This is a genomic window from Acinetobacter lwoffii (assembly GCF_024129685.1).
GTDB lineage: Bacteria > Pseudomonadota > Gammaproteobacteria > Pseudomonadales > Moraxellaceae > Acinetobacter > Acinetobacter lwoffii_X.
This window is the reverse complement of record NZ_JAMXXL010000004.1, coordinates 79,510-105,977: the sequence shown is the minus strand read 5'-3', so window position 1 is coordinate 105,977 and position 26,468 is coordinate 79,510. Positions and strand designations below refer to the sequence as shown.

Genomic DNA, 26,468 nt, shown 5'->3' with positions numbered 1-26,468 from the left:
CAAACCTGTAAAAATATGCATGATATAAACTTAAGCTATTAAACTATTTTTCCGGTTTCAATAGAATATACAAGCTCTAAATACAGCTATAAAACTATATATTTACAACATACCGTTGCTATAAGTTTTCATTTAAAAATTCACAATAAAAAAGAGGCCTTAGCCTCTTTTTTTCAAGCCTGAAATCTATGCCTCTGTCGGATTAGTCAATTCCGTCATTGGCCAGCGTGGTGTGGTGGTCACCGCCAAGCCATCATGCTGCCCTGCTTTTAAACGCTGATAGCCCGCAAAAGCAATCATGGCACCATTGTCTGTACAGAGTGCAGGTTCAGCATAATAAACAGATGCACGAATCTTGGCTAAATCTGCTTCTAAACGCTCACGTAAACGCTTGTTGGCACTAACACCGCCCGCAATCACCAGGCGTTTAAGCCCCGTTTGCTTCAGTGCTTTCACCGACTTTTTCACCAGAGTATCGACAATCGCTTCCTGAAAACTGGCAGCGATATCGGCATCGCGGTTTTCATCACCGAGTTTTTTCATTTGTACAGAAACTGCGGTTTTTAGACCACTGAATGAAAATTCTAAACCTTGATGCAGCATTGGTCGCGGGAATGCAAATGCATTTGGATCGCCCTGCTCTGCCAGTTTGGAAATATTCGGGCCACCCGGATACGGCAGACCCATCATCTTCGCGACTTTATCAAATGCTTCGCCTGCCGCATCATCAATGGATTCACCCAAGAGTTCATACTGGCCAATGCCATAAGCAGCCATGAGCTGAGAATGTCCACCCGATACCAACAATGCGACAAATGGAAACTCAGGCGGAGTTTCTGACAATAAAGGTGCCAGCATATGACCTTCCATATGATGCACACCAATTGCGGGTTTATTCAGCGCAAAGGCCAAAGTACGACCAAACAATGCACCGGTCATGAGTGCGCCCATCAGACCCGGGCCACGGGTATATGCGACTGCATCAATTTCTGATTTTTTCACGCCGCTCTGTTCAAGCAGCTCATTGATGAGTGGAATCAGTTTACGCACATGATCACGTGACGCCAGCTCTGGAACTACACCGCCATATTCTGCATGCAGTTTAATCTGGCTATAAAGCACCTGTCCGCGCAAACCCAACTCGCTGTCATACAGCGCAAGTCCTGTTTCATCACACGACGTTTCCAAGCCTAAAACGATCATTAAACTGCCTATAACCTGTATCAATTCTATTGCAGCAACTATTATAGACTTGTGGTATGAGATGTAAATGAGTAAAATACTGACCTTCACTTGTGATTGAGGGCAATTCAGCCCGAGATCTTACCCTAACTGATATGAGGATTCTTCATGCCACAAGTTAAATTGAAAGAAGGCGAACCAGTAGACGTAGCTATCCGTCGTTTCAAACGTTCATGCGAAAAAGCGGGTGTTCTTGCTGACGTACGTAAGCGTGAATTCTACGAGAAACCAACTCAAGAACGTAAGCGCAAAAAAGCTGCTGCTGTTAAACGCTACCAAAAGAAATTGGCGCGTGAATCAGTACGTACGACTCGCCTTTACTAAGATTAATTTGTGATTGATTGCCTGGAATAAATAATGACGACTTTAAAAGACCAAATCACGGATGTTTTGAAAGCAACAATGCGTGCCAAAGAAATGTCCAAGCTGACGGTCATTCGTAGTCTACAGGCAGCAATTAAGCAAATCGAAGTCGATGAGCGCAAAGAACTTGACGACGCTCAGGTTCTTGCGGTCATTGAAAAACAAATTAAACAACGTAAAGAATCGGTTAAAGCCTTTGCAGGCGCTGGCCGAGATGATTTAGCTAGTAAGGAACAAGCCGAAATTGAGATTTTGTCTCAGTTTCTACCAGAAGCTATGACTGAGGAAGAACTTGATTCCATGATTGCGCAAGCTATTGCAGCGCAACAAGCTACTAGCATGAAAGATATGGGTAAGGTGATGAATTCTCTGCGTCCGCTCATAGCCGGGCGCGCCGATCCTGCACAAGTTTCCGCCAAAATCAAAGCGCAACTTGCTTAATCCATACTCTCTAGTATTCTCTCTTTAACGTTGAACTGCCTTTAATCAAAGACAGTTCCTGACGTATTCTCATTGCAAATTACAATCGACCTGATAACGCTTAAGTAATTGCATCTCTTTAGACGATTTCACTTCTACAATTACATCCTGTTTACTCATATTTTGAAATTGACGATCCAGATAAGGACGATTCTGGTCAGCGGCCTGATATAAACGATCAACATAACGTCCTACAATTTCACAAAATTTTGCATTCTGCTCAGGACTAAAACCTTGTTGCTGCGGATTTAAACCACTTAAAAACTGACGCGATTCCTTTTTATAATCCGCATTAATTCGTTCTATCGCTTCCACATATTCAACTGCACTCGCAGCAAAAACCCCATAACTCCACCACAGTAGACACATACCTAATAGTATTTTTTTCATATTATGCTTCAATTTGATTCACGCTGATCTTTCAAAAATATTGTAGCCTGATTGAATATATTCTTGCTATATCATCCTGATACAAAAACTTAAAACCCAGTTCAGCTTTAAATCTTATATTGATGTGCCTGCTGCATCTGTTTTAGACGCTGGCGAATGGTGGACGATAAAGATTGATTGTTTTTCACGCTACGCTGGGCATGTAATAATGATTTGATCGCGGTTTCTTCATATCCCGACCAGTATTCTACTTCTGCACGATAGCGCAGCACATTAGCAGCCTTGATCGGCGAATCTGGCTCTGCATTGGCAGCCAGTTGCATCAGTCGCCAGCCACTGACATCACGTGAATTGGCATTTAAAAATCGCTGTACCAAGACTTTTGCCTGAGCAGGCTGCTTGGCACGAATCAACACTTCTGCATATTTATAATTGAGCGCTCGATTCTCCGGCATGATCCGCGCTGCTGACGCTACACTTTTCAAAGCTGCATTAAGCTGGTTCTGGGCTAAATAAATATCAGTCTGAAATAAAACCTGTAAAGGATGCATCTGGTTATGCTTTTTTGCTCGATCTAAAGTAGCCTGCGCGGCCTGAAAATCGCTCTGTTGTATTTGATAGGCAGTTAAGGCAAGCTGGCCTGCAAAATTATTTTGCCGATCCATCAGGATAAGCTGCTCTGCATTGGTCTGACCAGACAATACCCTGCTATACCACTTGATAATTTCAAAGTCTTGATCATTGAGATTGCGTTTCACCGCAGGAAGCTGGTTGGCACGTAAACGCGCTTCACTCATACGCTCTGTGGTGAGTGGATGAGTGAACCAGAAATCTGGCAGAAAGCTCAATCGGCTGGTCGAGCGATGCATGACCTCAAAGAAGTCTGCCATGCTATGCGGGTTATAGCCGGCACGATACATATATTGCATACCAATCCGGTCTGCCTCACGCTCCTGATTACGGCTATAAGTGAGCTGTTTATCCATAAGTGCTGCCTGTGAACCCATCATGACCGCTGTGCCGACATCACCATCTGCCTGAGAAGCGACCAAAGCACCGACGAGAATTCCAGCTAGCGCCAGTAAACCTTGCCCTTTAAAGGCATCCTGAGAGCGACTGTAATGACGTTGTGTGACATGTGCAATTTCATGTGCCATCACTCCTGCCACTTCATCCATGTTTCGGGCTGAATTAATCAGACCAGCATTAAGTGCAAAAAGACCACCTGGTACAGCAAAGGCATTAATTTGCGGGTCATTAATAACCAGCAAACCGATCGGCTGTTGCAATTGAGTCTGACTCAGGATATGAGAAAATACTGAAAGCAGCTGATCTTCAAGCCATGGATTTTGCAGGACCGGCATTTGTTTATGCACTTCACGATAGACTTTTTCACCGATCATTTTTTCTTTTTGTTGATCGAGTAAGCCGACGCCTGTACCAATATCAGGCACAGAAAATTGTACATTTACTTGATTAAAATCATGGTTAGAGCTGTGCCCTGCCACCATACACAGACTTAAGCCACACGCCAGCGCCAATCGTTTCAATGAAAAATCTCTAATCCTGCCAATCTAATCTGTCTTGAATATAGCATTGAACAATGAGCAGAGACGCAAGAAAATGTTATTTTTTAATACCATTCCAACTACATTTAATGGCGTTTTAAAATTCCGGATTGACTACATAACGAGGTACTCGTCCTTCCAAGGCATCAACAAGATTCTGATAAGCCAGTTCTGCCATTTTTTTACGGGTGGCTGCAGTGGCCGAACCCACATGTGGCAATGTAACCACATTATCCAACTGGAATAATTCCGATTCCTTTAACGGCTCTTTCTGATACACATCCAGACCGGCAGCAAAAACCTGCTTGGCTTTTAAAGCTGAAATTAATGCCTGTTCATCAATGACCGAGCCACGTGAAATATTGACCAATACTGCATGGGATTGCATTTTAGCCAATTCCGCTGTCGCAATCAGCGCCTTAGAATCCGCATTCAAATCTACTGCAACGACCACAAAGTCAGAACGCTGTAACAGTTCCTCAAGCTGGCAATATTTCGCATTCAACCCTTGAGCAAGTTCTGGTTTTTCCCGACGATTATGATACAGAATATTCATATTAAAACCGTAAAAACCACGACGTGCGATTGCAGCTCCAATATGACCGAGACCAATAATTCCGAGGGTTTTTCCAAAAATATCCATACCAAATTGTGCTTCGCCCACGGTACGCTGCCATTGTCCCTGCTTGGTCCATTGATCCAGGTAAGCCACTTTGCGTGCTGCTGACATCAGTAAAGTGAAAGCCAGGTCAGCAGTGGTTTCAGTCAGTACATGCGGCGTATGACTGAGATAAATTTTCTTTTCATTTAAATAATCCAGTTCATAGTTGTCATAACCGACACTGACACTGGAGATAATTTTTAACCGGGTGGCACTGGCCAGATTATCGCGATTCAACAAGCGCCCTGCGCCAATCATGCCATCAGCATCCTGAACCTGCTGCAAAAGCTGTTGATTCACATCGCCTAGCTTCGGTTGTATATAACTAACCTGATAATTTTGTTCCAGCTTGTTTTGAATATCAGTATCAATTTGACTAAATACAACCACTTTTTGTTTCATCTATTTTTATTCCACAGCAAGATTATTCCAGACTGGCAGTCCTATTTTGCATAAACTGCCATAAACGTTTTTTTAGAATCGGCTGATCCAGCATTTCTTGTAAAGATGCCAACTGGATCATTTTCGTATTTGATATATGCGCTACAGGCCCGAGGAAAATAATATTTTTCTCTGCACTCATTCCATCCAGAAAACCCTGAATATAGGATTCTACACCACGTCCATCCTGAACATTGGCCCAGGGAAATGGCCAGTTCAGCTCATGAAACTCACCTGGGACTGCACGCTGGATATTGCCCCATAAATTCTGGGTGTCTTCGGTCATTGCAGTTGCATCAATCACGATACTGCAATGTGCCAGACTTAAAGCCTGCAAACTGAATGGCGGGATTTGTACGATTTCACGCTGTTCCTGAACAGTTGCAATGTGAGTCGGTGCCGCAGGTGGTGTATCAACCTTAAGCGTAACAATTGGCTCTGGCTCAGGAATCGGTAGATCAGCCAACGCCTCTACGGAAGCAGGCTGTGGTAAGACGATATCGGTGTGAAATTCAGGTGCAGCCTGATCACGCCAGATCGAAACCTGGTGCGGCTGACATGCGCTGTCCCTAGGAATCCAGAGATCGATTCCTAATGTTGCCAGTATGTCACGCTGATGCCCAATCATCTTTTCATCATCACCAATTTCAGGCTGAACATTTTAGCCGGATTGCCTGTGCTTTGCCGAACTTTTTCAGCTTTTCTTTTTTATCCTGATGGATTCTAGTACAAAGTTTAGCTGTCTGCTAAAAACCGTGCTTTTAATACACAATTAAACCATTCCTGCTGTTATAACAGATTCCGGCTAAAGCTGCGCGTTCTCATTTATTTTCTACAGAATGGTTAAACTGTTCTTCTTTAACATTTGCTGAACGACCTGTTCTGCCTCAAAACCCAAGCGCCAATACAACAGCTCTATCACGTCCAACTCATCCTGTGTCACGATACGATCACTCCACAAACAGGCCTCTGCAATACCTAAAATACTGAGGCGATCACGCAATAACAGCCCCGCAATATCATTCAGGATTTCTGCTAGATCAATCGGCTCATCAGAAATTTCATTATATAAGTCCAGTTCCTGAGCGGTCAGAATCCGGTTTAAAATCCGCTCCCGCACCTCAAGCTGGTTGCCGCTATTAATCTGCTGTACATGCAGCAAGGCGTCGATCAAACGCACAATCTGTGGCTTGACCTCATCGAGTGCTGTAGGCGTATGTGCAGGAAGCAAATTCAGTTCGTATTTCACACATTCCAGTAATAATGCATCCAACAGGCCAATTTCGCCATCTTCCTGAATAATCCGTGCCAGCTTCATCAAAAACTGGCGTGCAACAGTTGTCGGCATGCCACCAATATTGTTACAAGCTTGCTGGAAAATCGAGATATGCACCCGCCCGTCCAGATTGAGCAATGAATCTACAATGGCACGGCTAACTTCAGCCTCAGTCGGAATAAATTCACGATATTGACGGATCATTAAAATGGCGACCATCACTTCACGAGAACCAGTTGCGGTTTGTAATGCACGCTTAATCAGTTCCGGACGTGGCATCTTGAGCCGAAGTTCCGGATTCAGTGGTTTGATCGCATCTTTAATTGCAAAACTGATCGGAGACAGCCGCAACAAAGGCAAAGGTTGTGGCGAGCTCCAGCTCATTGCAGTTTCAGGCACCACTTCTTCCAAAGAACGAAACAAACTAAACAAAGGCTGATTCTTGAGTTTTTTCAGATTCTCAAGCTGTAAGTCCTGAATCAAGGCAGGATTTAATTCATAAATCCGCTGATTGATATTGGGATGAATATTCAGCCAGTTTTGTGGGCTCAAGGAATTGGCAAAGCACATATGTGAAATGGATTCAGCATATTCACTATAAATCTGGGAGCCAGAATGATGCACATGGATTCTGAGTAAAGTCTGGATATTGGCATCATTTTGAATCAGGCGACGGGTCTTCCGATCATTTTTATAGGTTCGACCACCCAGTGAAATATATTTAATAAAACGGGAAATCAAAACACCCAAACTACCAATCAGCCAGATCACCGCGCCCACTGAAATATAGAAAGTTTCGAACTTGTTTTCACGAGGACTACCCGCTCGATAAAAACCGGACTTGGCAATCTTACTGCCACACTGACTAAACGTAGTTAAACTGCTATACAGAATTTTCAAACGGGTATTTTCCGCAGCTTCACCAGACAGGATTTTATTGAATTCATGGCTGAGCAAGCCATACAGCTCGACTTTATCCAGTGTTTGTATCGCACCCCAAGTCAGGATAATTGCGGTATCCCGCGGACTAAACCCTGCCGTCAGCGCATTAACACCGACTTCATCGGGCAACACATATACCGCCGGAACATCAATCAGAAAAATCTCTGCCAGCTGCTGGTTAATGTGCAGTACAGCACTTTCTTCTGGAATACTGTCCATCGGACTCAACCGACGTGCACCCAACTGCTTCGCCAGCGAATAACCACCATTCCGAAAAATATAAAATTCATAGATGACCGAGATCATCATGGCACATAACAGCAAAGCAATCAGATAGGGACTCAACGTATGCCAGAAGATCGACTGGCTAGGATCAGTATAAAAAACAAAGAGACCAACAACGGTATTAATAATAAAAATAGTCAACAGAATTGCAATCAGGCAAAAACTTACAGGCAGTACTATATTTTTGTTTTTTATAAAATCGTATCCTACGTTTCGCAATGCAGAACCCTAAAATGATGATTTTCAATGGGCTCATCATAAAACAAAAAAGCGGGAAATTCCCGCTTTTTCATGATGATTTTAACTACTTAGACTTCACGCACACCGGTCAAATCCACTGAGGCTGCATCAATATTGACATCAATATAATTGCTTTCTTTCATGGCGCTGTCACTACGTTTTTGCTGAAGATCATCCAGATATTGCGCATCAATGCCACCCGAAACATAGATACCATCAAACACTGAACAATCAAAGTCTTTGACGTCCGGCACCTTGGTGGTTCTTACCGCATCTTTCAAATCTTCCAGATCTTGGAAAATCAGACGATCAGCACCAATAATTTCACGGATTTCTTCTACGCTACGTTCCGATGCAATCAATTCTGATTTTGCTGGCATATCAATACCGTAAACGTTTGGATATTTCACCATCGGTGCTGCAGAAGCGAAGAATACTTTTTTCGCGCCAGAATCACGAGCCATCTGGATAATTTCATTACAGGTTGTACCACGGACAATCGAGTCATCCACCAACAGTACGTTTTTACCTTTAAACTCAAGCTCAACCGGGTTCAGTTTCTGACGTACCGATTTTTTACGCAGCTGTTGCCCCGGCATAATGAAAGTACGACCGATATAACGGTTTTTCATGAAACCTTCACGGAATTTCACGCCCAGCATATTGGCAAGTTCCAGTGCAGAAGTACGTGAAGTATCCGGAATCGGAATTACCACATCAATATCATGCTCTTCACCCCACTCGCGCAGAATTTTTTGCGCCAGCTTCTCACCCATTTTCAAACGTGCTTTATACACTGAGATTCCATCAATGATGGCATCTGGACGGGCAAAATAAACATATTCAAAAATACAAGGACGATATTCAGCATTCGCCGCACATTGCTTGGTAAAGAAATTACCTTCCAAATCAATAAATACTGCTTCACCCGGTAGAATATCACGCTCAACTTTAAAGCCCAGCGCAGTAATCGCAACAGACTCAGAGGCAATGATATATTCCATACCCTGTTCAGTTTCACGTGAACCGTAGATCAGTGGACGAATACCATTTGGATCACGGAAGCCCACCAGACCTTGACCGGTAATCATCGCCACCACGCCATAAGCACCTTTACAACGCTCATGCACACGTGTTACCGCATGGAAAATATCTTCCGACGTCGGTACCAGTTTGCCATGTTTTTGCAGTTCATGCGCAAACACGTTTAACAGGACTTCTGAATCAGAATCAGTGTTCATATGACGCAAGTCAGTTTTGAACAGGTCATCATGAATTTCTTCGGCATTGGTCAGGTTACCATTATGTGCTAAGGTAATCCCGTACGGTGAGTTCACATAAAACGGCTGTGCTTCAGCACTGCTCGATGAACCGGCTGTTGGATAACGCACATGACCAATACCGTAATTTCCTTTCAAAGCACGCATATGACGAGTATGGAATACATCACGCACCATGCCGTTGTCTTTGCGCAGGAATAAACGTCCTTCATCACATGTCACGATCCCAGCTGCATCTTGTCCACGATGTTGTAACATCGTTAATGCATCAAACAACATTTGGTTAACGGGTGATTTACCAGCTATACCAACTACTCCACACATAGCAACCTCGCAGACAAGCTAGGATTAATAAAAAGGATTATTTGTAGACTCATCTGCAGCTCCAGACTTGGACGATGTTTCAGATGATGAAGCTGAAGGTTTCGATGTCCCTTCAGGCTTGATATGTTGTAGTGCGCCATTCGCGGCTTCTTTCGACATTTGAGTCGCCCAAGGTGCATAAGGCAATAAGGCTTGAATAAACTTGGACTGTTTCCAGTGAGGTGAGCTTTCTACCCACGGGCCAATTCCCTGCATGGTAATCAGAACAATCAGCAAACCTTTCAGGCTACCAAAGACACCACCCGCCAGACGGTTAAGAGGACCCAGTTTAAGACTCTTTAAAATACGGTTCAACAGTGCAGTAACGATCCAGGTCAGAACTACAATCAGCAGGACGATAAAAGCGAAGGCCGCAATCTTTTGTACGACTGGATCTGTACTCAGAGCAACCATAGACGGCGCAAGTAGCGTTGAATATTTTGCCGCAACAATCAGGGCAAAGATCCATCCCACTAAGTTCGCAAAGGCTTTAATAAATCCTTGACGCAAACCGTTGAGCCCTCCAATGAGCAAGATAATCAGTAGAAAGATATCAATGGCATTCATAGGATTTAAAGTGCGTCTACACAATCTTTTACAAGTTTAGGTCCAGTATAGATGAGGCCACTATAAACTTGTACAAGGCTGGCGCCTGCCTGTTTCTTGGCAGCAGCATCTGCACCTGAAAGAATACCACCCACACCAATCAATGGAATTTGTCCTTTTAATACCGCAGCAAATGCAGCCAGACATGCGGTACTTTTCTCAAATACTGGCGCGCCAGACAAACCACCTGCTTCCTCTGCATGCTCCAGACCCTCTACACCTTCACGTGACAGTGTGGTATTGGTCACAATCAGGCCATCAATCTTGAATTGCAATAATTGCTTGGCAATAAAGGCAATATCGCTGTTATCCAGATCAGGCGCCACTTTCAGTACCAAAGGTACATAATGCTGGTATTCCTGAGCCAATTCAAGCTGACGCTTCTTCAGTGTTTCCAGCAGTTCGGTGAGTGCATCACCACTTTGCAGGCTGCGCAGGTTTTTGGTATTGGGAGAAGAAATGTTGACGGTAATATAAGAAGCATAATTATAGACTTTTTCTAAACAGATGAGGTAATCATCTACTGCTTTTTCTACCGGAGTATCAGCGTTTTTACCGATATTAATACCGAGAATGCCTTTAAATTTGGCCGCTTTGACATTTTCAACCAGCTGATCCACGCCATCATTATTAAAGCCCATACGGTTAATAATGGCTTTGGCCTGTGGCAAACGGAATAAACGCGGATGAGGATTGCCGGCTTGCGGTCGCGGGGTAATGGTACCAATTTCAATAAAACCAAAACCTTGACCGGCAAGGGCGTCAATATAGGCACCATTTTTGTCCAAACCTGCCGCAAGACCTACCGGATTGGGAAATTCGATTCCCATACAGGTCACAGGTTTCGCAGCAACGTTTTGACGCATCAAGCCCATTTTATGGGATGATTTCAATAGTGATAATGTCAGCTCATGTGCACGCTCTGGTGCTAAAGAAAACAACAAAGGGCGGGCTAGAGAATACAACATATCCAGAAAAGTCTACTGCTTTTTAAGTCGGCATATTATAGGCATAGGCTGACAAAAAAACCATGCTTTGCAAATCTTTATTTTTACCGTTTATTGTATGGTCGCCGTTAATTTAATCTGTCCTGCCTCATTATTTAGTTCCATTTTCTCGATACTTAGCCCCATTTGTGCCAGCTGAGTCAGGAAATTTGCCAGTACTGCATAATTTTCATGCATGACCGCCAATTGAATTTTTCCTTCCATTTGCTGGGAAGCCACCGACAATCCTTGCTGCTGTGCGACTCGCTGTACTTTCTCCGCTGCATCCAGTTGGGTGTCCCCAGCCGGTTTCATGGTTACTGCATTACTTTGCATCCAAACAATGGTATCTTTCAGCTGATTTAAGCGTTTTTGCTGGGTATCTGCCGCCTGATGCATATACCAGAGTGCAGAACCGACTGCCCCCACAATCACAAAAACAGTGGTAAAAATTACCATTACCCGTTCACGTACCGACAAGCTGTCCAGATAATCACTCAGTTTTTCAAAAGACTGATCCATACGATTTTGTAGCGCTTCAAGGCCTTTCATTATTGAATCCTCACCAGTCCGATCGCAGCTGTTCCGCTGGCCTGAATATTCCCCAGCTCCACCTTAAAACCTTGCTGGCTCAATTGCGTGGTCAGTGCATTTAACGTTTCTGATGAATTAACCTTAAGCTCCATACTTAGCACAGAAGTATCATAATTTACCCGTTGTGCCACAATCTGATTTTGCATCAAGACAGGCCCCACCCGACTAATCAGCTGTAATGCATGCGTATCTGCAATCTGGCTTTGACGCAACTGCCCTTCAAACTGACTTTTGATATTCTGCTCAGTGACCGGATAATTTTGTCCAAACCAGTATTTAAACTGGTCAATGGCTTGCGCGGCAGTCTGATTCGCCACTTTTTTATATTGATACCAGCGCACAGCATCATAACTAAACTGCAATACCAAAATACCCAGAAAAACTGCCGCGCAGGCTTTCCAGTAACCGGAAATAGCACCATCAGATTTTGCTTTAGGCAATATATTAAACGGATGCTGTTTTGGTTTTTTCAGTACAGGAATACCATATTGGAAAGACTCCAGTTGCTCCTGAGTGATGAGTGCTTCAAGACTACGCAACTGCTCCTGATTCAGGTTGCTCACCTTATAGCTGAGGTCCTTGGACTGATAATCCAGATAAAGGCTTAGATCATCTAGCGACTGACCGATATATTCCGACTCGCGCACCAGCAAACGCCCACCAATTTGAGCAATCACACGATGATTGGCATCAGGAACCGGCAGCACTAAAAAGTCCGGCAACAAAGCTGCTAGCTTGACCGGGATCAGGCTTAAAGCATGTTGCAAGGTCTCAAGCGTAGAATTCGCAATTCCCATAATGCTGATCTGATCCGGCTGTTGAAAATGATGCAGCACTTTCATGGCATCTACCGGCAGCACCACATATTCTTCGAGCAAATATTTAATGCCATCATTGCCCATTTTCTTATATTGGCTCTTGGGCAAGGTCTGCTGCAAAATTTGCACATGACGGCTCGGGAAAAATACCACCGCCTCTTCGCCATGATGAGCCTGTATATCCTGAATCAGCTGTTCTAATGTGTCCGCAGTGTTCCAGAATTCCCCAGTTGACCATTGCCAAACCCCATTGGCTTCAGGCATCCATAAATACAACATTGATTGTGTTCTGCCGTTTTAATTAATTTTTTATAGTGTAGGACTAAAGCTTTTTATCTGTGTGGATAAGCCAGGGGCAATCACCGCCTGATCATAAATACGTGCTTCTGCCAATGCATAAGGTTGAAAAGATTCAGCCAGCAGAATGGAAGACATATGTGCCACCACATTCATATGGCATACCACTGCAATCGATTCATAAGGCAGTTGCGACAACCATTCCACTGCGACTTTGGCATCATCATCCGGTTTGATGGTATTACAGATCACCACCGGCACATCTTTAAAATACTGCTGCAAATGTGCCAGAGTTTCCTGCGCACGCAATAACGGACTGACCACAAAGACTTCAGGCTTAATCAGATCCTTTAAGAACTGTGCAGTTTGCTCAGCCTGTTGATGACCACGCTCCGTTAAAGGTCGCTTGGTGTCATTACCATTGACCGGTGGTGCGGCCTCGCCATGTCGAACTAAAGTCAGTTGCATTTGATTTCCTTATATTCTTTTGCCTGCATGTTAACTAGCTGATATGACAATTCGCAGACAGTCCCTGTGTTATAGATCAGACTTGATGATGTGGCAAGACAAATTCAACATCACTGCGATGACCATTTTTCATCAATGACAAGGCAATATTGAGTGGCGGCGCACCTTCAAAAATCACATCATACAAGGCCGAAGTAATCGGCATATACACATCGAGTTCTTCCGAACGTGCCTTGACCTGCAAAATGGTATTAATCCCTTCTGCCGTTTGACCCAGTTCAGTTGTTGCCTGCTCCAAAGTCTTACCCTTGCCAAGTGCGTAACCCACCTGATAATTACGACTGAGCGGACTGCTACAGGTTGCGAACAAATCACCCACACCTGAAAGCCCAAGAAAGGTCAGCGGATTTGCACCGAGTTTTACTGCAAAACGGCTCATTTCAGCCAAAGCACGGGTCAGGATCATACTCTTGGTATTTTCACCCACGTTATACGCAGCAGCCATGCCCATCGCGACAGCATAGATATTTTTTAATGCGCCCCCGAGTTCTACCCCATGCACATCATCACTGGCGAATACGCGGAACAAGGCACTATGTAGGGCTTGTTGTACGGCATAACGCACCAGCTCGGACTGGCTGGCAATCACGGTTCCTGCCGGCTGTCCTGCCACAATTTCCTTGGCCAGATTCGGTCCTGATAACACACCATAAGACACTTCAGGCAACACTTCACGAATAATATCGCTCATGAAACTAAAGGTTTTGGCTTCAATACCCTTGGTCAGCGAGATCACGGCTTGCGATGTAATAAAAGGTTTGATTTGCTGCAAGACATCCCGGAAAGAATGGCTCGGAATAGCGACTAAAATAATATCTCGATCACGCACAGCCTGTTCTAGTTCTGACACCGCCAGCAGATTTTCTTCTAACTTAAAATCTGGCAAATAGCGTTTATTGATATGCGTGACATTAATATCTGCCGCAACTGCTTCATCACGAATCCAGATCATGGTATTGCAACCATTACGCACTGCAGTATTGGCCATTGCAGTACCGAAGCTGCCCCCACCCAATACCGTGACTCTTAAAGCTGTCTTATGATCAACTGCAACCGGTTCTACCAGTTTTGAGAAATTTAATTCTGACATCTTATTTTTTAATATCCTGTTATACCCTGCAAACTAGCTGTTCTGGTTCCAATAACTGACAAAATCACCGGTTTGAATCTCTGCGCGTGCTGGAATTGCTTTTGCTGCAGTGCCAATATAAATAATACCTGAGACCAGATCATCTTTTGAAATTCCCAATGCCTGCTTAAACAGGCCAGACTCGACTACAGCACCGCTACGCCACATGGTCGAGAAACCCTGAACCTGAAGTGACAACAGAAAATTCTGAATGGCTGCGCCTGAACTAAGGATTTGTTCAAAATGCGGAACTTTAGGATGATCCTGCAAACGCGTTAAGGCAAGCACCAATAAAGGCGCACGAAATGGATGATTCTTGACCCGCTCAATCTGCGCTGTTTCAGTTTCACCCAAATCGACGAGCGCCTGCGACAGCAACCCTCCAAAAGCTTCACGCTGATTATCTGGAACCACCACAAATGTGGTCCGCTTGAGCCGATGATGATCGGGTGCAGTTAATGCCGCTTGAAAGGCTCTTTCCAGTTGTTCTGCATTGGGTGCGGGTGCCAGCAGATGACCAATCGATTGCCGTTGGTGAATATTTTGATGAACGATGTCAATCGCAGATTCCGTCATTGCCTTGTATATCTACACTTAAAAAACCATACTCAAGATTAGCATATTCAAAGAAAAATACGCTAGAAACTTCATAGCGATTCAGCACGCTCATCACAATTTGAAGATAAAGTTGCTTGGTTTTTCAATCCTGTGCTGCTCTATTTTTCACCTAACTCACATAGAGCTATACCAAAAATTGCCAAACCTATACAACAGCTACAAAATCTGCGCTGCTTGCTGTGTTGAAATATTCAGCATCGTATTTACTTGAGATTTCATGATGAAAAAAACAATCGCTTTCAGCGGATTAGCTATTTCCGCATTATTGCTTACTGCTTGTGCCTCAAACCCGACTGCATTGGCAGTGCAAAAGGAAAATAACCAGTATGAAGTGACCGGATTAGGTAAAAATCAACTGACCTCGAAAAACAACGCGATTACTGCGGCCAATAAAGCCTGTGGCTCTCGATCAACCCCAATTATTGTGGATGAAAAGACAGCTTATAACGGCGCTTTAAAAGGCGTGGTCGATGAACAAACAGGTCAGATGATTCAGGCAGCGGCTACCGTTCTCGGGAATATCGCAGGTACCAATACCGGTTTAAACCAGAATGATGATTATCAGACAGTGCTTACATTTCGCTGTCAGGCCAAATAAGCCTTAAACCACAGCGCAATAAAAAACCGCTCTTCAAGAGCGGTTTTTCTATGGTCTGGATTAGCAGTAACCTTCCAGGCGGGTCAAAGGCAATTTTTGCCCAATGGCTTTTTCAATTTCTGGCAGATAGAACGCATCATCTTCTGCAAGGAAACTGATACTCACACCACTGGTTCCCGCACGACCGGTACGGCCAATACGATGCACATAATCATCCGACTGTTCCGGCAAGGTGAAGTTCACTACATGCGATACACCATCAACATGGATGCCACGACCTGCAACATCTGTTGCAATCATGATGTTATGTTTACCATTTTTGAACTGGTCCAGCATTTTCAGGCGTTTGTCCTGAGCAATTTCGCCCGACAACATCACCACCTTATAACCATCACGTTTTAAATGATCATAAAGTTTGCGCACCTGATCACGACGGTTGGCAAAAATCATGACTTTTTCAATCGGCTCATCACGCAGAATTTCTTGCAACAATTTATATTTGTCCGCCTTGGCGACCATATAAACCCGTTGTTCGACATCGGCATTGGTTTTCTTTTCCGGTTCAATTTCAACTGTGACCGGTTCAAATAACCATTGTTGTGCAAGATTCAGCACATCGTAGCTGAAAGTTGCAGAGAACATTAAAGTCTGACGTTGTTCTTTACGCGGCGAGAAACGCACAATGCGCTTTACTGAAGGAATAAAGCCCATATCTAGTAAGCGGTCGGCTTCATCAATGACCAAAAATTCAATCTGATCCAGCCAGACTTCTTTTTGTTCTACAAAATCGATCAAACGACCCGGTGTAGCCACCATAATATCGACAGGCGCTTTATTAAGCTGGTTCTTTTGCTTGTCAAAATCCACACCACCCAGCAAGGTCACCACATTGAGACCAGCATATTTCGCCAGATCCTGTGCATCGCTTTCAATCTGTAACGCCAGTTCACGGGTCGGTGCCAAAATCAGCGCACGCGGTTCGCCGCGATAGCGTTGTTCCTGAATCGGATTATTTAATAGATCATTCATGATACTAATTAAAAAGGCCGCAGTTTTACCTGTACCTGTCTGTGCACGGCCAATGGCATCATGTCCTGCCAGCGTGAATTTCAAAACCTTCTGCTGGATAGGCGTCATGGTGGTAAAGCCTAAAGCATCAATCGCTTTTTTTAGATTGGGATGTAAATTTAAGGTTTCAAAACCAGATGACATAAAGCGGTGCTCTAATTGGGTAATCACTAAGATAGGGATAGTATAAACAAAAAACGCCCCAAGTTATATTGGAGCGTTTTCTTTTTAGCTTAATCCGAAGATTAGTCTAATGGTTGAACTTCTTCAGCTTGAAAGCCTTTTTGGCCTTTAACAACACTGAATTCAACACGTTGGCCGTCACGAAGTGAACGGTGACCGTCACCTTGGATAGCACGGAAATGAACGAATACGTCATCGCCGCCATTACGTTGAATAAAGCCGAAGCCTTTAGTATCGTTAAACCACTTAACTACGCCTTGTTCGCGAGCAGCTGTCATAAGTTAATCCTCATTGAAACTAAAAGAAGGACCACCCGGTGTTGCAAACAGCAGAGCAAACAAGTTTGAAAATATTATTTTTAAGCTTGTAATCATTCTGTAAAACTATCAACAAAATCCCGGTTACATCCATTTATGTAATAGGGTGAAAAACAATCACTTTGTTTATTCAAAGTCCCAAATACGCAACGAGCTTAACATGGGTTTATCACAATTAATAGATTTTTTTTAGCATGTTCTGTTTGATTTAGTTATTTTTTTCATGAAAATTGTCAAAAGACTTTATAAAGTCATTTAGATCTTCTTTTTCTGAAACCAGTTTGGTTCTGGCATCATATTTGCTACTATTTATAGCCTTTTCTGCTATCTAAATAAAACCGCAATGTCCGAAGATCCAGCGCAATTCAGCCTTATAGACGCTATGGGAAAACCGTGCCCGATGCCGCTATTAATGTTAAAGCGCGCACTAAAGGCCGGAAATCAGAAAACATTCCTGCTGAAATCATCTGATCCGCATAGCCAGACAGATGTCAGCCGCTATTGTCAGCTGCATCAGCTCAAGCTTGAATTTAAAAAAATTTCTGATACAGAGTTTCACTACTTAATTGAATCTTAAAAAATTTCAATTAAACTGTTGATCCTCACTTTCGTATACTTTTTTACATTTCTCTACCCAAATATCCATTATTTGTGGAGAGATTGGATTAAGATAAAACCTAGTTTAGGGTTATCCCGCACTTCAAGGAGAACACATGAGTGACAGCCGCAATCAGTTGATGCCCCTGTCATTATCGGCGCCAGGTGTCAACCTCGGTGCTTATATCAGCACTGTCAATCAGATTCCGATTTTAACAGCCGAACAAGAAAAAGAGTTGGCTGAACGCTATTACTATGACCAAGATTTAGATGCAGCGAAAATGCTGGTCATGTCGCACTTGCGTTTTGTGGTACATATTGCGCGTAGTTATGCAGGTTATGGTCTGCCACAAGGTGACCTGATTCAGGAAGGCAACCTGGGTCTGATGAAAGCTGTGAAACGTTTTGACCCGAATATGGGCGTACGTTTGGTGTCATTTGCCGTGCACTGGATCAAGGCGGAAATTCACGAATACGTGATCCGTAACTGGCGTATCGTGAAAATCGCCACCACTAAAGCGCAACGTAAACTGTTCTTTAATCTGCGCAGCCTGAAGAAATCATCGAAAAAGTTGACGCTCGCAGAAGCACAGTCTATTGCCAATGATTTAAATGTCACACCAGAACAAGTACTGGAAATGGAAGGCCGTCTGACGGCGTATGATGCGGCTTTTGATGCATCAAGCGATGACGATGATGAAGGTTCCACCCATGTGGCACCAGCGTTATATCTTGAAGATAACCGTTATGACCCGGCTCGTCTGATTGAAAATGAAGACTATGAGGAGCAAAGCACCTCTGCTCTGCACGAAGCCATGGATCAGCTAGATGATCGTTCACGTAATATCTTGCAACGCCGTTGGCTAGATGACGAGAAATCGACCCTGCATGAACTGGCAGCCGAATATAATGTTTCTGCGGAACGTATTCGTCAGCTGGAAAAAAATGCCATGGAAAAAATTAAAGTGGCGATGTCATCCAATTAACACCAAATTCCGTTACTGATTTACCTCGAAAAAGCCTTCTTTGATGAAGGCTTTTTTATGTCCGCATTTTGAATTTATGCTAAGGTTGAGCGCAAACTTTATCAGGAAGATCAATTCAAATGTGGATTGCGATTTCAGCACTTAATTTGGCATTTGCAGTTATGCTCGGTGCTTTTGGTGCACATGGTTTAAAAGCACGTGCAACTGAAGCACAGCTCGGCTGGTGGCAAACGGCAACGGATTATTTTTTCTATCATGCCTTAGGACTACTAATTCTTTCTTTACTGGCGAAAGTCATCCCTGCATTGCCCATTCAATGGAGCTTCGGTCTGATTCAGGTCGGCATTTTACTGTTTTCTGGCTCACTGTATATCATGGCCTTAGGATTACCCCGCGGTTTAGGGGTTATTACACCTATTGGCGGTGCTTTAATGATTGCCGGATGGTTAATTCTGGCCTGGAATGCTTTAAAATACGCCAGATAAGTCTGAACAACACTTAAATCATGGAGGGTTGCTAGAATGATGATTTATATCAATGGCGAACAACAGGAAACTCACTGCAAGAATCTGCTGGAACTGATTCAGAGTATGGCGCTTGAGGGTAAGCGTTTTGCAGTTGAAGTCAATGAAATGATTATTCCTAAAAGCAGATTGGGCGATACGCCAATTTGCGATACAGACAAAATAGAAATTATTCACGCGGTCGGTGGCGGCTAATACTCGGGACAATTATGCAAGATTTATTACAGATTGGTTCACGCCAATTCCAGTCACGCCTTTTGGTAGGCACGGGCAAATACAAAGATTTAAATGAAACTCAGCAGGCCATTGAAACCAGCGGTGCAGAGATTGTCACTGTCGCTATTCGCCGGGTCAATATTGGCCAAGATCCTGACCAGCCGAACCTGCTGTCAGTCATTCCTCCGGAAAAATATACCATTTTGCCGAATACCGCAGGTTGCTTCGATGCCAATAGTGCCGTCCGCACCTGTATGCTGGCGCGTGAGTTGCTCGATGGCCACAATCTGGTCAAACTTGAAGTTTTGGGTGATGAAAAGACACTTTATCCAAACGTAACCGAAACACTGAAAGCTGCGCGCACCTTGATTGACGATGGCTTTGAGATCATGGTTTATACCTCGGATGATCCGATCGTGGCGCAAGAGCTGGAAAGCATGGGCTGTGTTGCGATTATGCCATTGGGTAGCCTGATTGGTTCTGGTCTGGGCATTCTGAATCCACATACCCTGTCAATCATCAAGGAAAATGCCAAAGTTCCTGTCCTAGTCGATGCCGGTGTCGGTACAGCGAGTGATGCCGCGATTGCGATGGAACTGGGTTGTGATGGTGTACTCATGAATACAGCGATTGCAGCTGCACAAAATCCGGTATTAATGGCATCTGCGATGAAAAAAGCCGTTGAAGCAGGCCGAGAAGCTTTTCTTGCAGGCCGTATGCCGCGCAAGCGTATGGCCAATGCCAGCTCACCGGAAACCGGCTATTTCTTTAAATAAATTTTCATGAACAAAAATAAAGGACTCAATTGAGTCCTTTATTTTTGTTTTTAGTTAAGGAATCAGACCTTCATCACGCATAGCAATCTGTACAGACTGACGTTCTGCCACTTTATTACGGATATGAATAATATTTTTATATGGACTCAAATCATGCTCAATCTGGTTCGACCAGTTGGTCAAGACAAATAGATAGGCATCCGCAGGCCCAAAGTTATCATCCACCAGATAATCATTGTCCGATTCACCAATCGCTTTATCGATATAACTCAATAGTCGATCAATCTCTGCATAGGCTTTTTTCTTTTCATCTTCGGATAACTTGCCACCGAAGAACACCGCATAGGCATCATGTAGTTCAGAGTTCAGATAACCTAACCATTCCAGCACTTTGGCACGTCCCATGCCCGATGGTGGAATCAGATCTTGTTTTGGATCGTGTTGAGCAAGAAACGGTAGAATTGCAACATTTTCTGTCAGGATCAGACCAGGGTTAATTTCTAACGCTGGTACATAGCCTTTAGGATTAACTTCGTAATAATCCGTACCTTTTTCTGTTTTATGTGTTTTTAAATCAACACGTTCCAAATCAAAATCGACATTAATTTCATTTAAAATAATATGTGCTGCCAGTGAGCAGGCACCTGGTGAATAGTAAAGCTTCATTTCTGATCCTTGTTATACACTTCTCAATGTTTTAAATCGCTTCTGACAAACTTTCAAGTGATCAAACCTGTAAATTGCAAAAAAGCGTAACTGTCACCTCAGGGCAGTTACTCATTCAATATTCAGGATATTCTGGGCTTTTGCAAGTCAATCTTGTGTAGATTTTTATCTCTATCTGTTTAACATACACAGGTTTTCCAAATTTAGATGATATTTCGTGATTAGCCTGAAAAAAGAAGAATGGTTTTCCAATATCCGCACAGATGTATTGGCAGGTCTGGTGGTGGGACTTGCCCTGATTCCTGAATCAATTGCCTTCTCTGCCATTGCCGGTGTCGATCCGCAAGTCGGTTTATATGCCTCTTTCTGCATTGCAGTATCCATTGCCTTTTTTGGCGGTCGTCCTGCCATGATCTCGGCGGCTACAGGTGCAATGGCGCTTTTGATGATTACCTTGGTAAAAGAACATGGTCTGCAATATCTGCTGGCTGCCACAATTCTGACCGGCATCATTCAGGTCATTGCCGGTTATTTTAAAGTCGCTAAATTAATGCGTTTTGTATCTCAGGCGGTGGTATACGGATTTTTGAATGCCTTGGCGATCCTGATATTTGTGGCACAAATCCCGGAAATTAACCGGATGGATAGCACCGGTTATCTGTTTATTGCGATTGGTCTGGCGATTATATATCTGTTTCCTTATATCCCTAAAATCGGTAAAGCCATTCCCTCACCTTTGATCTGTATTATCGTACTTAGCGGTTTAGCTCTCTTCTTGGGTGCAGATATGCGTACCGTCAGTGATTTGGGGCAATTTCCAGATACCTTGCCGGTGTTCCTGCTTCCCGAGATTCCACTCAATCTGGAAACCTTGCAAATTATCCTGCCTTATTCCTTTACCTTGGCGACTGTCGGTTTGCTGGAAAGCATGATGACCACTACGGTCATTGATGAAGTGACCGGAACTGAAGGTGACCGTCATCAGGAATGTCGTGGTCAGGGTATGGCCAATATTGTCAGCGGCTTTATGGGCGGGATGGCCGGTTGTGCCATGATCGGCCAGTCAATTATCAATGTGTCTTCAGGGGCACGTACCCGTTTATCGACTCTGGTCGCTGGCGTGTTTCTGCTGTGTCTCGTGGTTTTTTTGAAAGACTGGCTGGCTTATATCCCAATGGCAGCTCTGGTTGCGATCATGATTATGGTGGCATTTACCACCTTTCAATGGGGAGCAATCAAGCAATTCAGCAAACATCCGCTAGAATTTAATACCGTGATGATTGCCGTGATTATTGTCGTGCTTGTCACTCATAATCTGGCGCTTGGTGTATTTGTCGGCGTATTGCTCTCTGCCCTGTTTTTTATTAATAAACTGGAAAGAACCGTACATGTCTATACGCATTTGAATTCGGCTCATTCACGCAGCTACTTTATTTCTGGACAGATATTCTTTAGCAGTTCAGAGAAGTTCTATCAGTTCTTTGATTTTAAAGAGAAGCTTGAGCATGTCGAACTGGATCTGACCCATGCGCATATTTGGGACGTGACTTCGGTCAATATGCTGAATAACGTGATTCAGAAGTTTAAAGCCCAAAATATAGACGTAACAGTGATCGGTTTAAATGAAGCCAGCAGTACACTGATTGACCGTTTTAGTAGCTGATGAACGATGATTAATAAAAGAGCCTCAATTGGCTCTTTTATTTTATCTGGAAGATCTCGCCAATTTTTATGGAGAAATACCGAGAAAAGTTTGACTTGCTCGGCTCAGGACTTAAAATACCGCATTCTGAATTTTTAGATTTGCCAAAGTTATGTCGAACGATCAATTAGACCAGCAAGTCGTGGAGCTGGAAAACTTAAGCGAGCACCGTGAAATCGTGACGTTTATGCGCCGCTCAATGCCGCTAAACACCTCTCAACGTACTGCGCTTGAACAATATGGTCACTTAATTTTGGAATATCCAGTCGGTGATTTGCGTCAGCACTTTGAACATCCAGAGCGCCCTTTGACTGTAGAAATCGGTTTTGGGATGGGCCGTTCACTGGTATTGATGGCCAAAGCCAATCCTGAGCGTAACTTTGTCGGGATTGAAGTGCATGTACCGGGTATTGCGCAATGCATTTACGAAGCAGGTGTTGAAGGCCTAACGAATTTACGTGTACTGGATGCAGATGCAATTCAGGTATTACGTGAAATGCCAGACAACAGTATCAATACTGTGCAATTGTACTTCCCTGATCCATGGCAGAAAAAGCGTCATTTTAAACGCCGTTTTGTTTCGCATGACCGTATGCCACTGGTGGAGCAAAAGCTGGAGCTTGGCGGAACTTTCCATGCTGCAACGGACTGGGAACCGTATGCAGAGTGGATGATTGAAGTATTGGAAGAACGTCCACGACTGGAAAATCTGGCGGGCAAAGGCAACAGCTACCCTCGTCCAGAATGGCGTCCGCAAACCAAGTTTGAACGTCGCGGGATTGAAGCCGGTCACAAGATTAATGATTTTATCTTCAAGAAAATTTCTTAATCCAAGATTCAAAAAAAGCGCTGATTAATCAGCGCTTTTTTATGGGAGAAATTTTGCAATCCACTTATATATAAAGACAAATGCACCCGAAATAACACTTAAGAAGAAAAATAGATTTTCATCTTTATACTATTTCCATTTTTTATTATTTTTTCTTTTCATTTTTCACCAAAATTAAAGAGGAAAAAGAATTGAGTATTTTATTTTAGACTAAAAAATCCGGCTCTTTTATTTTCGATGACGTTCTAGGATTTGCTGGCTCAACAACTGATAGACATTTTGCAAATCTTCCCGCTGCATATTAGCTAACATCTGCTGATGCATATTCAAGATATTCTGATCACCACGCATCGCTGGGCCGGTCTGCATTTGTTTGGGATCATTCTGCGTGGCTTTACTGGCGGTTTCCAGCATCAAGGGATACAACAAACTAAAATCGACCTGTTGTGCATCAACCACCTGCTTGCCCATGTCATAACAATAATTGGCAAAGTTACAGGCAAATACCGCTGCAAGATGCAAACTGAGACGTTGACTAGAATTATAAGTATAAACACGATTGCTTAGGCTATTTGCCAGTTCTAATAACAGGATTTGGTCCTGTTCATTCTCCGCCTCAATAAATAGTGGCGTCTGCTGCCAATCAATCTGGCGTTCCAGACTAAAGGTCTGCAAAGGATAAAATACGCCTGCACGCACATGCACATTTTTCAGTAAATCGAGATGGGTACTGCCAGAGGTATGTACGATCAGGTTCTGCTGCAAATGCGGATGAATCCGTTCAATGACGCTGGCAATCGACTGATCACTGACCGCGATAATGACCAGATCCACCTCATGACTCAGCTGTTCAGGTCGAGCGATGGCCTGAGCGTTGAATTGCTCAGCCAGTTGCTGTGATTTTTCTAGGGTTCGACTGTAGATCTGTACGATCTCATGTTGTGCTGAAAATACACGGGCAAGATGATATGCCACTCGCCCTGCCCCAATCATACTGATCCGCATCTTGTGCTGTTCCTGACTCATTGCGCACAGCATGCCAATAAATACAGATTGAGGCAATTGGCCTTGATGTTTTTGAATAGGCTTTAGAACTTTCGCAGGGTCAGAATCTGTTCACTTCGGCCAAAAGGTCCATGAACATCATGCAGAATCCCGCTAGTCAGACCGATACCATCTTCACCATATTGCTGCACCACTTCCAGTCCCAGCCATTTACCCTGCGGCAGACGGTGCATATGAATCTGCAGGTCCAGATTCGGAAATCCCCAACCGGAATTCGGGTCCTGACGTGGCACAATGCCATTGGCCGTATCGACCATACCGAGCAAACGACTAAAGTCTGTCGTCGGTTGACCTTCTACCATGTCCAGCGAATTTCTTAGCCAGACAATGCCCTTGCCTGCACGATGGTCAGCATGTGCCCGGGTTTCAATACTCTGGATATAACCGCCCGGCCAGCAGCGCATACCCTCCCAAACCGGTAAATATTCTGGACTTTCGATCGGAAAATCTTCCACTCCAGCAATGGCCGTGGTATTTGAAGTTAGCATTCTCCACGCGCGTGCCACGATACAGGTTTTACCATTGGCACACATTTCAGCTTCAACCAGTTCAATGGTTTTACCCGGACGGATCATGCGTGTGGTAATCGAAAATTCACCAAAGGCTATCAGGCCAAAAATATCCAGCCCGACCCGACCAATACGCATGTCAGCACGTGGCTGAAACTGTTCCAGTTCGACGCATAGAATACCGGTGGCTGGCGCCATGTGCTGCTCATGTGGATTCCACGCACCTTGTGCATGAATATTAGAACGGTAATAAGCCGTAGTACTGCCATCTGCATGCTGTTCGCGCTGAATAAAACTGTAATATGCCGACATTGTTTTAATACTTCCCTGAATATTCTCTTAAACTTTAGAATTTGCAAAAAGTTCTTTGATCTTTATTTTCTGAGCAAAAAGCCATGATAATTCATGATTTGACAATAAATTTTGCACTGTTTAAATCCGACTTTGGTTAAAAGTGCTGTAAAATTTTGCGCAGATAACAAGTGAAAATCCTGCTCCAAGCGTTCAATCATCTTGCTACTTTGCACCATGCTTAACCCTGTCTGCTGTGCCAGCTTCTGCATAATTTTGATGTCTTGCTGATCTTCGGGTTGCATCAGGTCATAGGTTAATGCAAGACCGTTGGTTTTAAGACACTGATGGATAGCCTGAAAAAATCCGTTTTTTTCGGAATTTGGAATGAAATGAGCCACCAGAATGGCCAATGCGGCATCGAAAGTATCCGGCTGATTCAAATCTTGAATCGTGCTTTGGATGAATTGCACTCTTTGTCGATCTATAGAATTCAGATTTTTACTAGCCTGTTTCAGCATGGCTGCTGATGGATCAATTGCAGTAAAGGTCCTGTCTGGATGTTGCTCTAATAAATACGACAATTCATAACCTGTTCCGCAACCCACTATTAATATATGTGCGGTTTCTGGGAGTTCAGTGCTGAGAATTGCTTCAATCTGCTGATGCACCAGTTCATAACCGGGAATCAGTTTACGGATATGATCGTCATAACTGGCGACCACGACTTCACTGTGAAAGTTTTTTGCCATATTTTTACTCTAAATCTATGCACGAATCTAAAACTCAGGCGGGTATTTAGATAGATTGAATATTTAAATCTTGTAGCTTGATCTTATTTACTGTTTTCTTGAAATTTGATCATAGACCCGGCGACATGGATGTCGCCATTTTGCTGAGGGACATGGAAGTCCCTTCAGCAAAATAAAGGGATTTTGCTTACTTTTGGCCCATCAAAAGTAAGAAAAGCCTAAACATTGATATCGAAACCGTTATACAAATGGAGGCAATGCATGCATTAAATACTGCTTTGC

General features: G+C 43.7%; 30 protein-coding genes. 10 read left to right on the top strand and 20 right to left on the bottom strand.

Annotated elements, in window-relative coordinates; genetic code table 11:
- Nucleotides 1–186: 186 nt before the first annotated feature.
- The gene (tsaD, locus tag NI464_RS03200; RefSeq protein ID WP_004280030.1) at nt 187–1,203 is read right to left on the bottom strand and encodes a tRNA (adenosine(37)-N6)-threonylcarbamoyltransferase complex transferase subunit TsaD; all 1,017 of its coding nucleotides are present in this window, start codon (nt 1,201–1,203) and stop codon (nt 187–189) included.
- Nucleotides 1,204–1,350: 147 nt separating this feature from the next.
- On the opposite strand from tsaD, the gene rpsU reads away from it, so the two are divergent.
- A complete protein-coding gene (rpsU, locus tag NI464_RS03195) occupies nt 1,351–1,566 on the top strand; it encodes a 30S ribosomal protein S21 (RefSeq protein ID WP_001136722.1) in 216 nt (71 codons plus the stop codon).
- A gap of 33 nt (nt 1,567–1,599) precedes the next feature.
- Entirely contained in the window at nt 1,600–2,046 is a 447-nt protein-coding gene (locus tag NI464_RS03190) for a GatB/YqeY domain-containing protein (RefSeq protein WP_004280076.1), read from the top strand.
- Nucleotides 2,047–2,115: 69 nt separating this feature from the next.
- Here NI464_RS03190 and NI464_RS03185 read toward each other — a convergent pair whose 3' ends face one another.
- The 13 genes from NI464_RS03185 to NI464_RS03125 all read right to left on the bottom strand — a co-directional run bounded on the left by NI464_RS03185 (nt 2,116) and on the right by NI464_RS03125 (nt 15,065).
- Nucleotides 2,116–2,475, bottom strand: a complete 360-nt coding sequence (locus tag NI464_RS03185; protein ID WP_005096588.1) for a hypothetical protein — start codon at nt 2,473–2,475, stop codon at nt 2,116–2,118.
- A 107-nt stretch (nt 2,476–2,582) separates the two neighbouring features.
- The gene (locus NI464_RS03180; RefSeq protein WP_253137734.1) at nt 2,583–4,025 is read right to left on the bottom strand and encodes a M48 family metalloprotease; all 1,443 of its coding nucleotides are present in this window, start codon (nt 4,023–4,025) and stop codon (nt 2,583–2,585) included.
- Nucleotides 4,026–4,140: 115 nt separating this feature from the next.
- Nucleotides 4,141–5,106, bottom strand: a complete 966-nt coding sequence (locus tag NI464_RS03175; RefSeq protein WP_005246738.1) for a 2-hydroxyacid dehydrogenase — start codon at nt 5,104–5,106, stop codon at nt 4,141–4,143.
- Nucleotides 5,107–5,128: 22 nt separating this feature from the next.
- Complete coding sequence (locus tag NI464_RS03170; RefSeq protein WP_005246739.1) at nt 5,129–5,773, bottom strand: hypothetical protein; 645 nt, start codon at nt 5,771–5,773, stop codon at nt 5,129–5,131.
- Between the two features lie 204 nt (nt 5,774–5,977).
- Nucleotides 5,978–7,867: a M48 family metalloprotease gene (locus NI464_RS03165; RefSeq protein ID WP_253137733.1), complete on the bottom strand. Its 1,890-nt coding sequence runs from the start codon at nt 7,865–7,867 to the stop codon at nt 5,978–5,980.
- A gap of 89 nt (nt 7,868–7,956) precedes the next feature.
- Nucleotides 7,957–9,492 carry an amidophosphoribosyltransferase gene (gene purF / locus NI464_RS03160; protein WP_004729956.1) on the bottom strand — a complete coding sequence of 512 codons (1,536 nt, stop codon included), beginning with the start codon at nt 9,490–9,492 and terminating at the stop codon, nt 7,957–7,959.
- Nucleotides 9,493–9,516: 24 nt separating this feature from the next.
- On the bottom strand, nt 9,517–10,098 hold the full coding sequence (locus NI464_RS03155) for a CvpA family protein (protein WP_005246742.1): 582 nt from the start codon (nt 10,096–10,098) through the stop codon (nt 9,517–9,519).
- A gap of 5 nt (nt 10,099–10,103) precedes the next feature.
- Nucleotides 10,104–11,105, bottom strand: coding sequence for a quinone-dependent dihydroorotate dehydrogenase (locus NI464_RS03150; RefSeq protein ID WP_004729961.1), 1,002 nt, complete (start codon nt 11,103–11,105; stop codon nt 10,104–10,106).
- Between the two features lie 90 nt (nt 11,106–11,195).
- Entirely contained in the window at nt 11,196–11,675 is a 480-nt protein-coding gene (gene gspM / locus NI464_RS03145; RefSeq protein ID WP_253137732.1) for a type II secretion system protein GspM, read from the bottom strand.
- Nucleotides 11,675–12,814, bottom strand: a complete 1,140-nt coding sequence (gene gspL / locus NI464_RS03140) for a type II secretion system protein GspL (RefSeq protein WP_253137731.1) — start codon at nt 12,812–12,814, stop codon at nt 11,675–11,677. Before gspL ends, gspM begins: the two co-directional genes overlap by 1 nt.
- A 30-nt stretch (nt 12,815–12,844) precedes the next feature.
- Complete coding sequence (gene sixA, locus NI464_RS03135) at nt 12,845–13,300, bottom strand: phosphohistidine phosphatase SixA (protein WP_253137730.1); 456 nt, start codon at nt 13,298–13,300, stop codon at nt 12,845–12,847.
- A 76-nt stretch (nt 13,301–13,376) separates the two neighbouring features.
- Nucleotides 13,377–14,450 (bottom strand): NAD(P)H-dependent glycerol-3-phosphate dehydrogenase, encoded by a 1,074-nt coding sequence (locus NI464_RS03130; RefSeq protein WP_253137729.1) that lies wholly within the window; start codon nt 14,448–14,450, stop codon nt 13,377–13,379.
- 33 nt (nt 14,451–14,483) lie between these two features.
- Nucleotides 14,484–15,065: a nitroreductase family protein gene (locus NI464_RS03125; protein WP_253137728.1), complete on the bottom strand. Its 582-nt coding sequence runs from the start codon at nt 15,063–15,065 to the stop codon at nt 14,484–14,486.
- A 259-nt stretch (nt 15,066–15,324) separates the two neighbouring features.
- On the opposite strand from NI464_RS03125, the gene NI464_RS03120 reads away from it, so the two are divergent.
- A complete protein-coding gene (locus NI464_RS03120) occupies nt 15,325–15,705 on the top strand; it encodes a hypothetical protein (RefSeq protein WP_004646604.1) in 381 nt (126 codons plus the stop codon).
- Nucleotides 15,706–15,765: 60 nt separating this feature from the next.
- Here NI464_RS03120 and rhlB read toward each other — a convergent pair whose 3' ends face one another.
- A complete protein-coding gene (gene rhlB, locus NI464_RS03115) occupies nt 15,766–16,917 on the bottom strand; it encodes an ATP-dependent RNA helicase RhlB (protein WP_004280098.1) in 1,152 nt (383 codons plus the stop codon).
- Nucleotides 16,918–17,018: 101 nt separating this feature from the next.
- The gene (locus NI464_RS03110; protein WP_004280099.1) at nt 17,019–17,234 is read right to left on the bottom strand and encodes a cold-shock protein; all 216 of its coding nucleotides are present in this window, start codon (nt 17,232–17,234) and stop codon (nt 17,019–17,021) included.
- Nucleotides 17,235–17,616: 382 nt separating this feature from the next.
- On the opposite strand from NI464_RS03110, the gene NI464_RS03105 reads away from it, so the two are divergent.
- From NI464_RS03105 to NI464_RS03085, 5 genes are all read left to right on the top strand, one after another.
- Complete coding sequence (locus NI464_RS03105) at nt 17,617–17,850, top strand: sulfurtransferase TusA family protein (RefSeq protein ID WP_253112897.1); 234 nt, start codon at nt 17,617–17,619, stop codon at nt 17,848–17,850.
- Nucleotides 17,851–17,986: 136 nt separating this feature from the next.
- Nucleotides 17,987–18,856: an RNA polymerase sigma factor RpoH gene (gene rpoH, locus NI464_RS03100; protein ID WP_004280101.1), complete on the top strand. Its 870-nt coding sequence runs from the start codon at nt 17,987–17,989 to the stop codon at nt 18,854–18,856.
- A gap of 119 nt (nt 18,857–18,975) precedes the next feature.
- Nucleotides 18,976–19,341 carry a DUF423 domain-containing protein gene (locus NI464_RS03095; RefSeq protein WP_044112682.1) on the top strand — a complete coding sequence of 122 codons (366 nt, stop codon included), beginning with the start codon at nt 18,976–18,978 and terminating at the stop codon, nt 19,339–19,341.
- Nucleotides 19,342–19,377: 36 nt separating this feature from the next.
- Nucleotides 19,378–19,575 (top strand): sulfur carrier protein ThiS, encoded by a 198-nt coding sequence (gene thiS, locus NI464_RS03090; protein WP_004280105.1) that lies wholly within the window; start codon nt 19,378–19,380, stop codon nt 19,573–19,575.
- A gap of 14 nt (nt 19,576–19,589) precedes the next feature.
- Nucleotides 19,590–20,372 (top strand): thiazole synthase, encoded by a 783-nt coding sequence (locus NI464_RS03085; RefSeq protein ID WP_004646601.1) that lies wholly within the window; start codon nt 19,590–19,592, stop codon nt 20,370–20,372.
- A 54-nt stretch (nt 20,373–20,426) separates the two neighbouring features.
- On the opposite strand, the gene NI464_RS03080 is transcribed toward NI464_RS03085, so the two are convergent.
- A complete protein-coding gene (locus NI464_RS03080; protein WP_004280108.1) occupies nt 20,427–21,038 on the bottom strand; it encodes a glutathione binding-like protein in 612 nt (203 codons plus the stop codon).
- 217 nt (nt 21,039–21,255) lie between these two features.
- Between NI464_RS03080 and NI464_RS03075 the strand changes: the two genes are divergently transcribed.
- A complete protein-coding gene (locus NI464_RS03075) occupies nt 21,256–22,701 on the top strand; it encodes a SulP family inorganic anion transporter (RefSeq protein ID WP_253137727.1) in 1,446 nt (481 codons plus the stop codon).
- 151 nt (nt 22,702–22,852) lie between these two features.
- The gene (gene trmB, locus NI464_RS03070) at nt 22,853–23,569 is read left to right on the top strand and encodes a tRNA (guanosine(46)-N7)-methyltransferase TrmB (RefSeq protein WP_004729978.1); all 717 of its coding nucleotides are present in this window, start codon (nt 22,853–22,855) and stop codon (nt 23,567–23,569) included.
- A 228-nt stretch (nt 23,570–23,797) separates the two neighbouring features.
- Here trmB and NI464_RS03065 read toward each other — a convergent pair whose 3' ends face one another.
- The 3 genes from NI464_RS03065 to NI464_RS03055 form a co-directional block, all read right to left on the bottom strand.
- Nucleotides 23,798–24,574 (bottom strand): Rossmann-like and DUF2520 domain-containing protein, encoded by a 777-nt coding sequence (locus tag NI464_RS03065; protein WP_253137758.1) that lies wholly within the window; start codon nt 24,572–24,574, stop codon nt 23,798–23,800.
- An 83-nt stretch (nt 24,575–24,657) separates the two neighbouring features.
- The gene (locus NI464_RS03060) at nt 24,658–25,455 is read right to left on the bottom strand and encodes a thioesterase family protein (RefSeq protein ID WP_004280113.1); all 798 of its coding nucleotides are present in this window, start codon (nt 25,453–25,455) and stop codon (nt 24,658–24,660) included.
- Nucleotides 25,456–25,517: 62 nt separating this feature from the next.
- A complete protein-coding gene (locus tag NI464_RS03055) occupies nt 25,518–26,186 on the bottom strand; it encodes a class I SAM-dependent methyltransferase (RefSeq protein WP_253137726.1) in 669 nt (222 codons plus the stop codon).
- Between the last annotated feature and the right edge of the window lie 282 nt (nt 26,187–26,468).

Coding starts and splice junctions, on each gene's coding strand:
- tsaD (WP_004280030.1), bottom strand. CDS start 1,203: ATGATCGTTTTAGGCTTGGAAACGTCGTGTGATGAAACAGGACTTGCG.
- rpsU (WP_001136722.1), top strand. CDS start 1,351: ATGCCACAAGTTAAATTGAAAGAAGGCGAACCAGTAGACGTAGCTATC.
- NI464_RS03190 (WP_004280076.1), top strand. CDS start 1,600: ATGACGACTTTAAAAGACCAAATCACGGATGTTTTGAAAGCAACAATG.
- NI464_RS03185 (WP_005096588.1), bottom strand. CDS start 2,475: ATGAAAAAAATACTATTAGGTATGTGTCTACTGTGGTGGAGTTATGGG.
- NI464_RS03175 (WP_005246738.1), bottom strand. CDS start 5,106: ATGAAACAAAAAGTGGTTGTATTTAGTCAAATTGATACTGATATTCAA.
- NI464_RS03170 (WP_005246739.1), bottom strand. CDS start 5,773: ATGATTGGGCATCAGCGTGACATACTGGCAACATTAGGAATCGATCTC.
- purF (WP_004729956.1), bottom strand. CDS start 9,492: ATGTGTGGAGTAGTTGGTATAGCTGGTAAATCACCCGTTAACCAAATG.
- NI464_RS03155 (WP_005246742.1), bottom strand. CDS start 10,098: ATGAATGCCATTGATATCTTTCTACTGATTATCTTGCTCATTGGAGGG.
- NI464_RS03150 (WP_004729961.1), bottom strand. CDS start 11,105: ATGTTGTATTCTCTAGCCCGCCCTTTGTTGTTTTCTTTAGCACCAGAG.
- gspM (WP_253137732.1), bottom strand. CDS start 11,675: ATGAAAGGCCTTGAAGCGCTACAAAATCGTATGGATCAGTCTTTTGAA.
- gspL (WP_253137731.1), bottom strand. CDS start 12,814: ATGTTGTATTTATGGATGCCTGAAGCCAATGGGGTTTGGCAATGGTCA.
- sixA (WP_253137730.1), bottom strand. CDS start 13,300: ATGCAACTGACTTTAGTTCGACATGGCGAGGCCGCACCACCGGTCAAT.
- NI464_RS03130 (WP_253137729.1), bottom strand. CDS start 14,450: ATGTCAGAATTAAATTTCTCAAAACTGGTAGAACCGGTTGCAGTTGAT.
- NI464_RS03125 (WP_253137728.1), bottom strand. CDS start 15,065: ATGACGGAATCTGCGATTGACATCGTTCATCAAAATATTCACCAACGG.
- NI464_RS03120 (WP_004646604.1), top strand. CDS start 15,325: ATGATGAAAAAAACAATCGCTTTCAGCGGATTAGCTATTTCCGCATTA.
- rhlB (WP_004280098.1), bottom strand. CDS start 16,917: ATGTCATCTGGTTTTGAAACCTTAAATTTACATCCCAATCTAAAAAAA.
- NI464_RS03110 (WP_004280099.1), bottom strand. CDS start 17,234: ATGACAGCTGCTCGCGAACAAGGCGTAGTTAAGTGGTTTAACGATACT.
- NI464_RS03105 (WP_253112897.1), top strand. CDS start 17,617: ATGTCCGAAGATCCAGCGCAATTCAGCCTTATAGACGCTATGGGAAAA.
- rpoH (WP_004280101.1), top strand. CDS start 17,987: ATGAGTGACAGCCGCAATCAGTTGATGCCCCTGTCATTATCGGCGCCA.
- NI464_RS03095 (WP_044112682.1), top strand. CDS start 18,976: ATGTGGATTGCGATTTCAGCACTTAATTTGGCATTTGCAGTTATGCTC.
- thiS (WP_004280105.1), top strand. CDS start 19,378: ATGATGATTTATATCAATGGCGAACAACAGGAAACTCACTGCAAGAAT.
- NI464_RS03085 (WP_004646601.1), top strand. CDS start 19,590: ATGCAAGATTTATTACAGATTGGTTCACGCCAATTCCAGTCACGCCTT.
- NI464_RS03080 (WP_004280108.1), bottom strand. CDS start 21,038: ATGAAGCTTTACTATTCACCAGGTGCCTGCTCACTGGCAGCACATATT.
- trmB (WP_004729978.1), top strand. CDS start 22,853: ATGTCGAACGATCAATTAGACCAGCAAGTCGTGGAGCTGGAAAACTTA.
- NI464_RS03065 (WP_253137758.1), bottom strand. CDS start 24,574: ATGCGGATCAGTATGATTGGGGCAGGGCGAGTGGCATATCATCTTGCC.
- NI464_RS03060 (WP_004280113.1), bottom strand. CDS start 25,455: ATGTCGGCATATTACAGTTTTATTCAGCGCGAACAGCATGCAGATGGC.
- NI464_RS03055 (WP_253137726.1), bottom strand. CDS start 26,186: ATGGCAAAAAACTTTCACAGTGAAGTCGTGGTCGCCAGTTATGACGAT.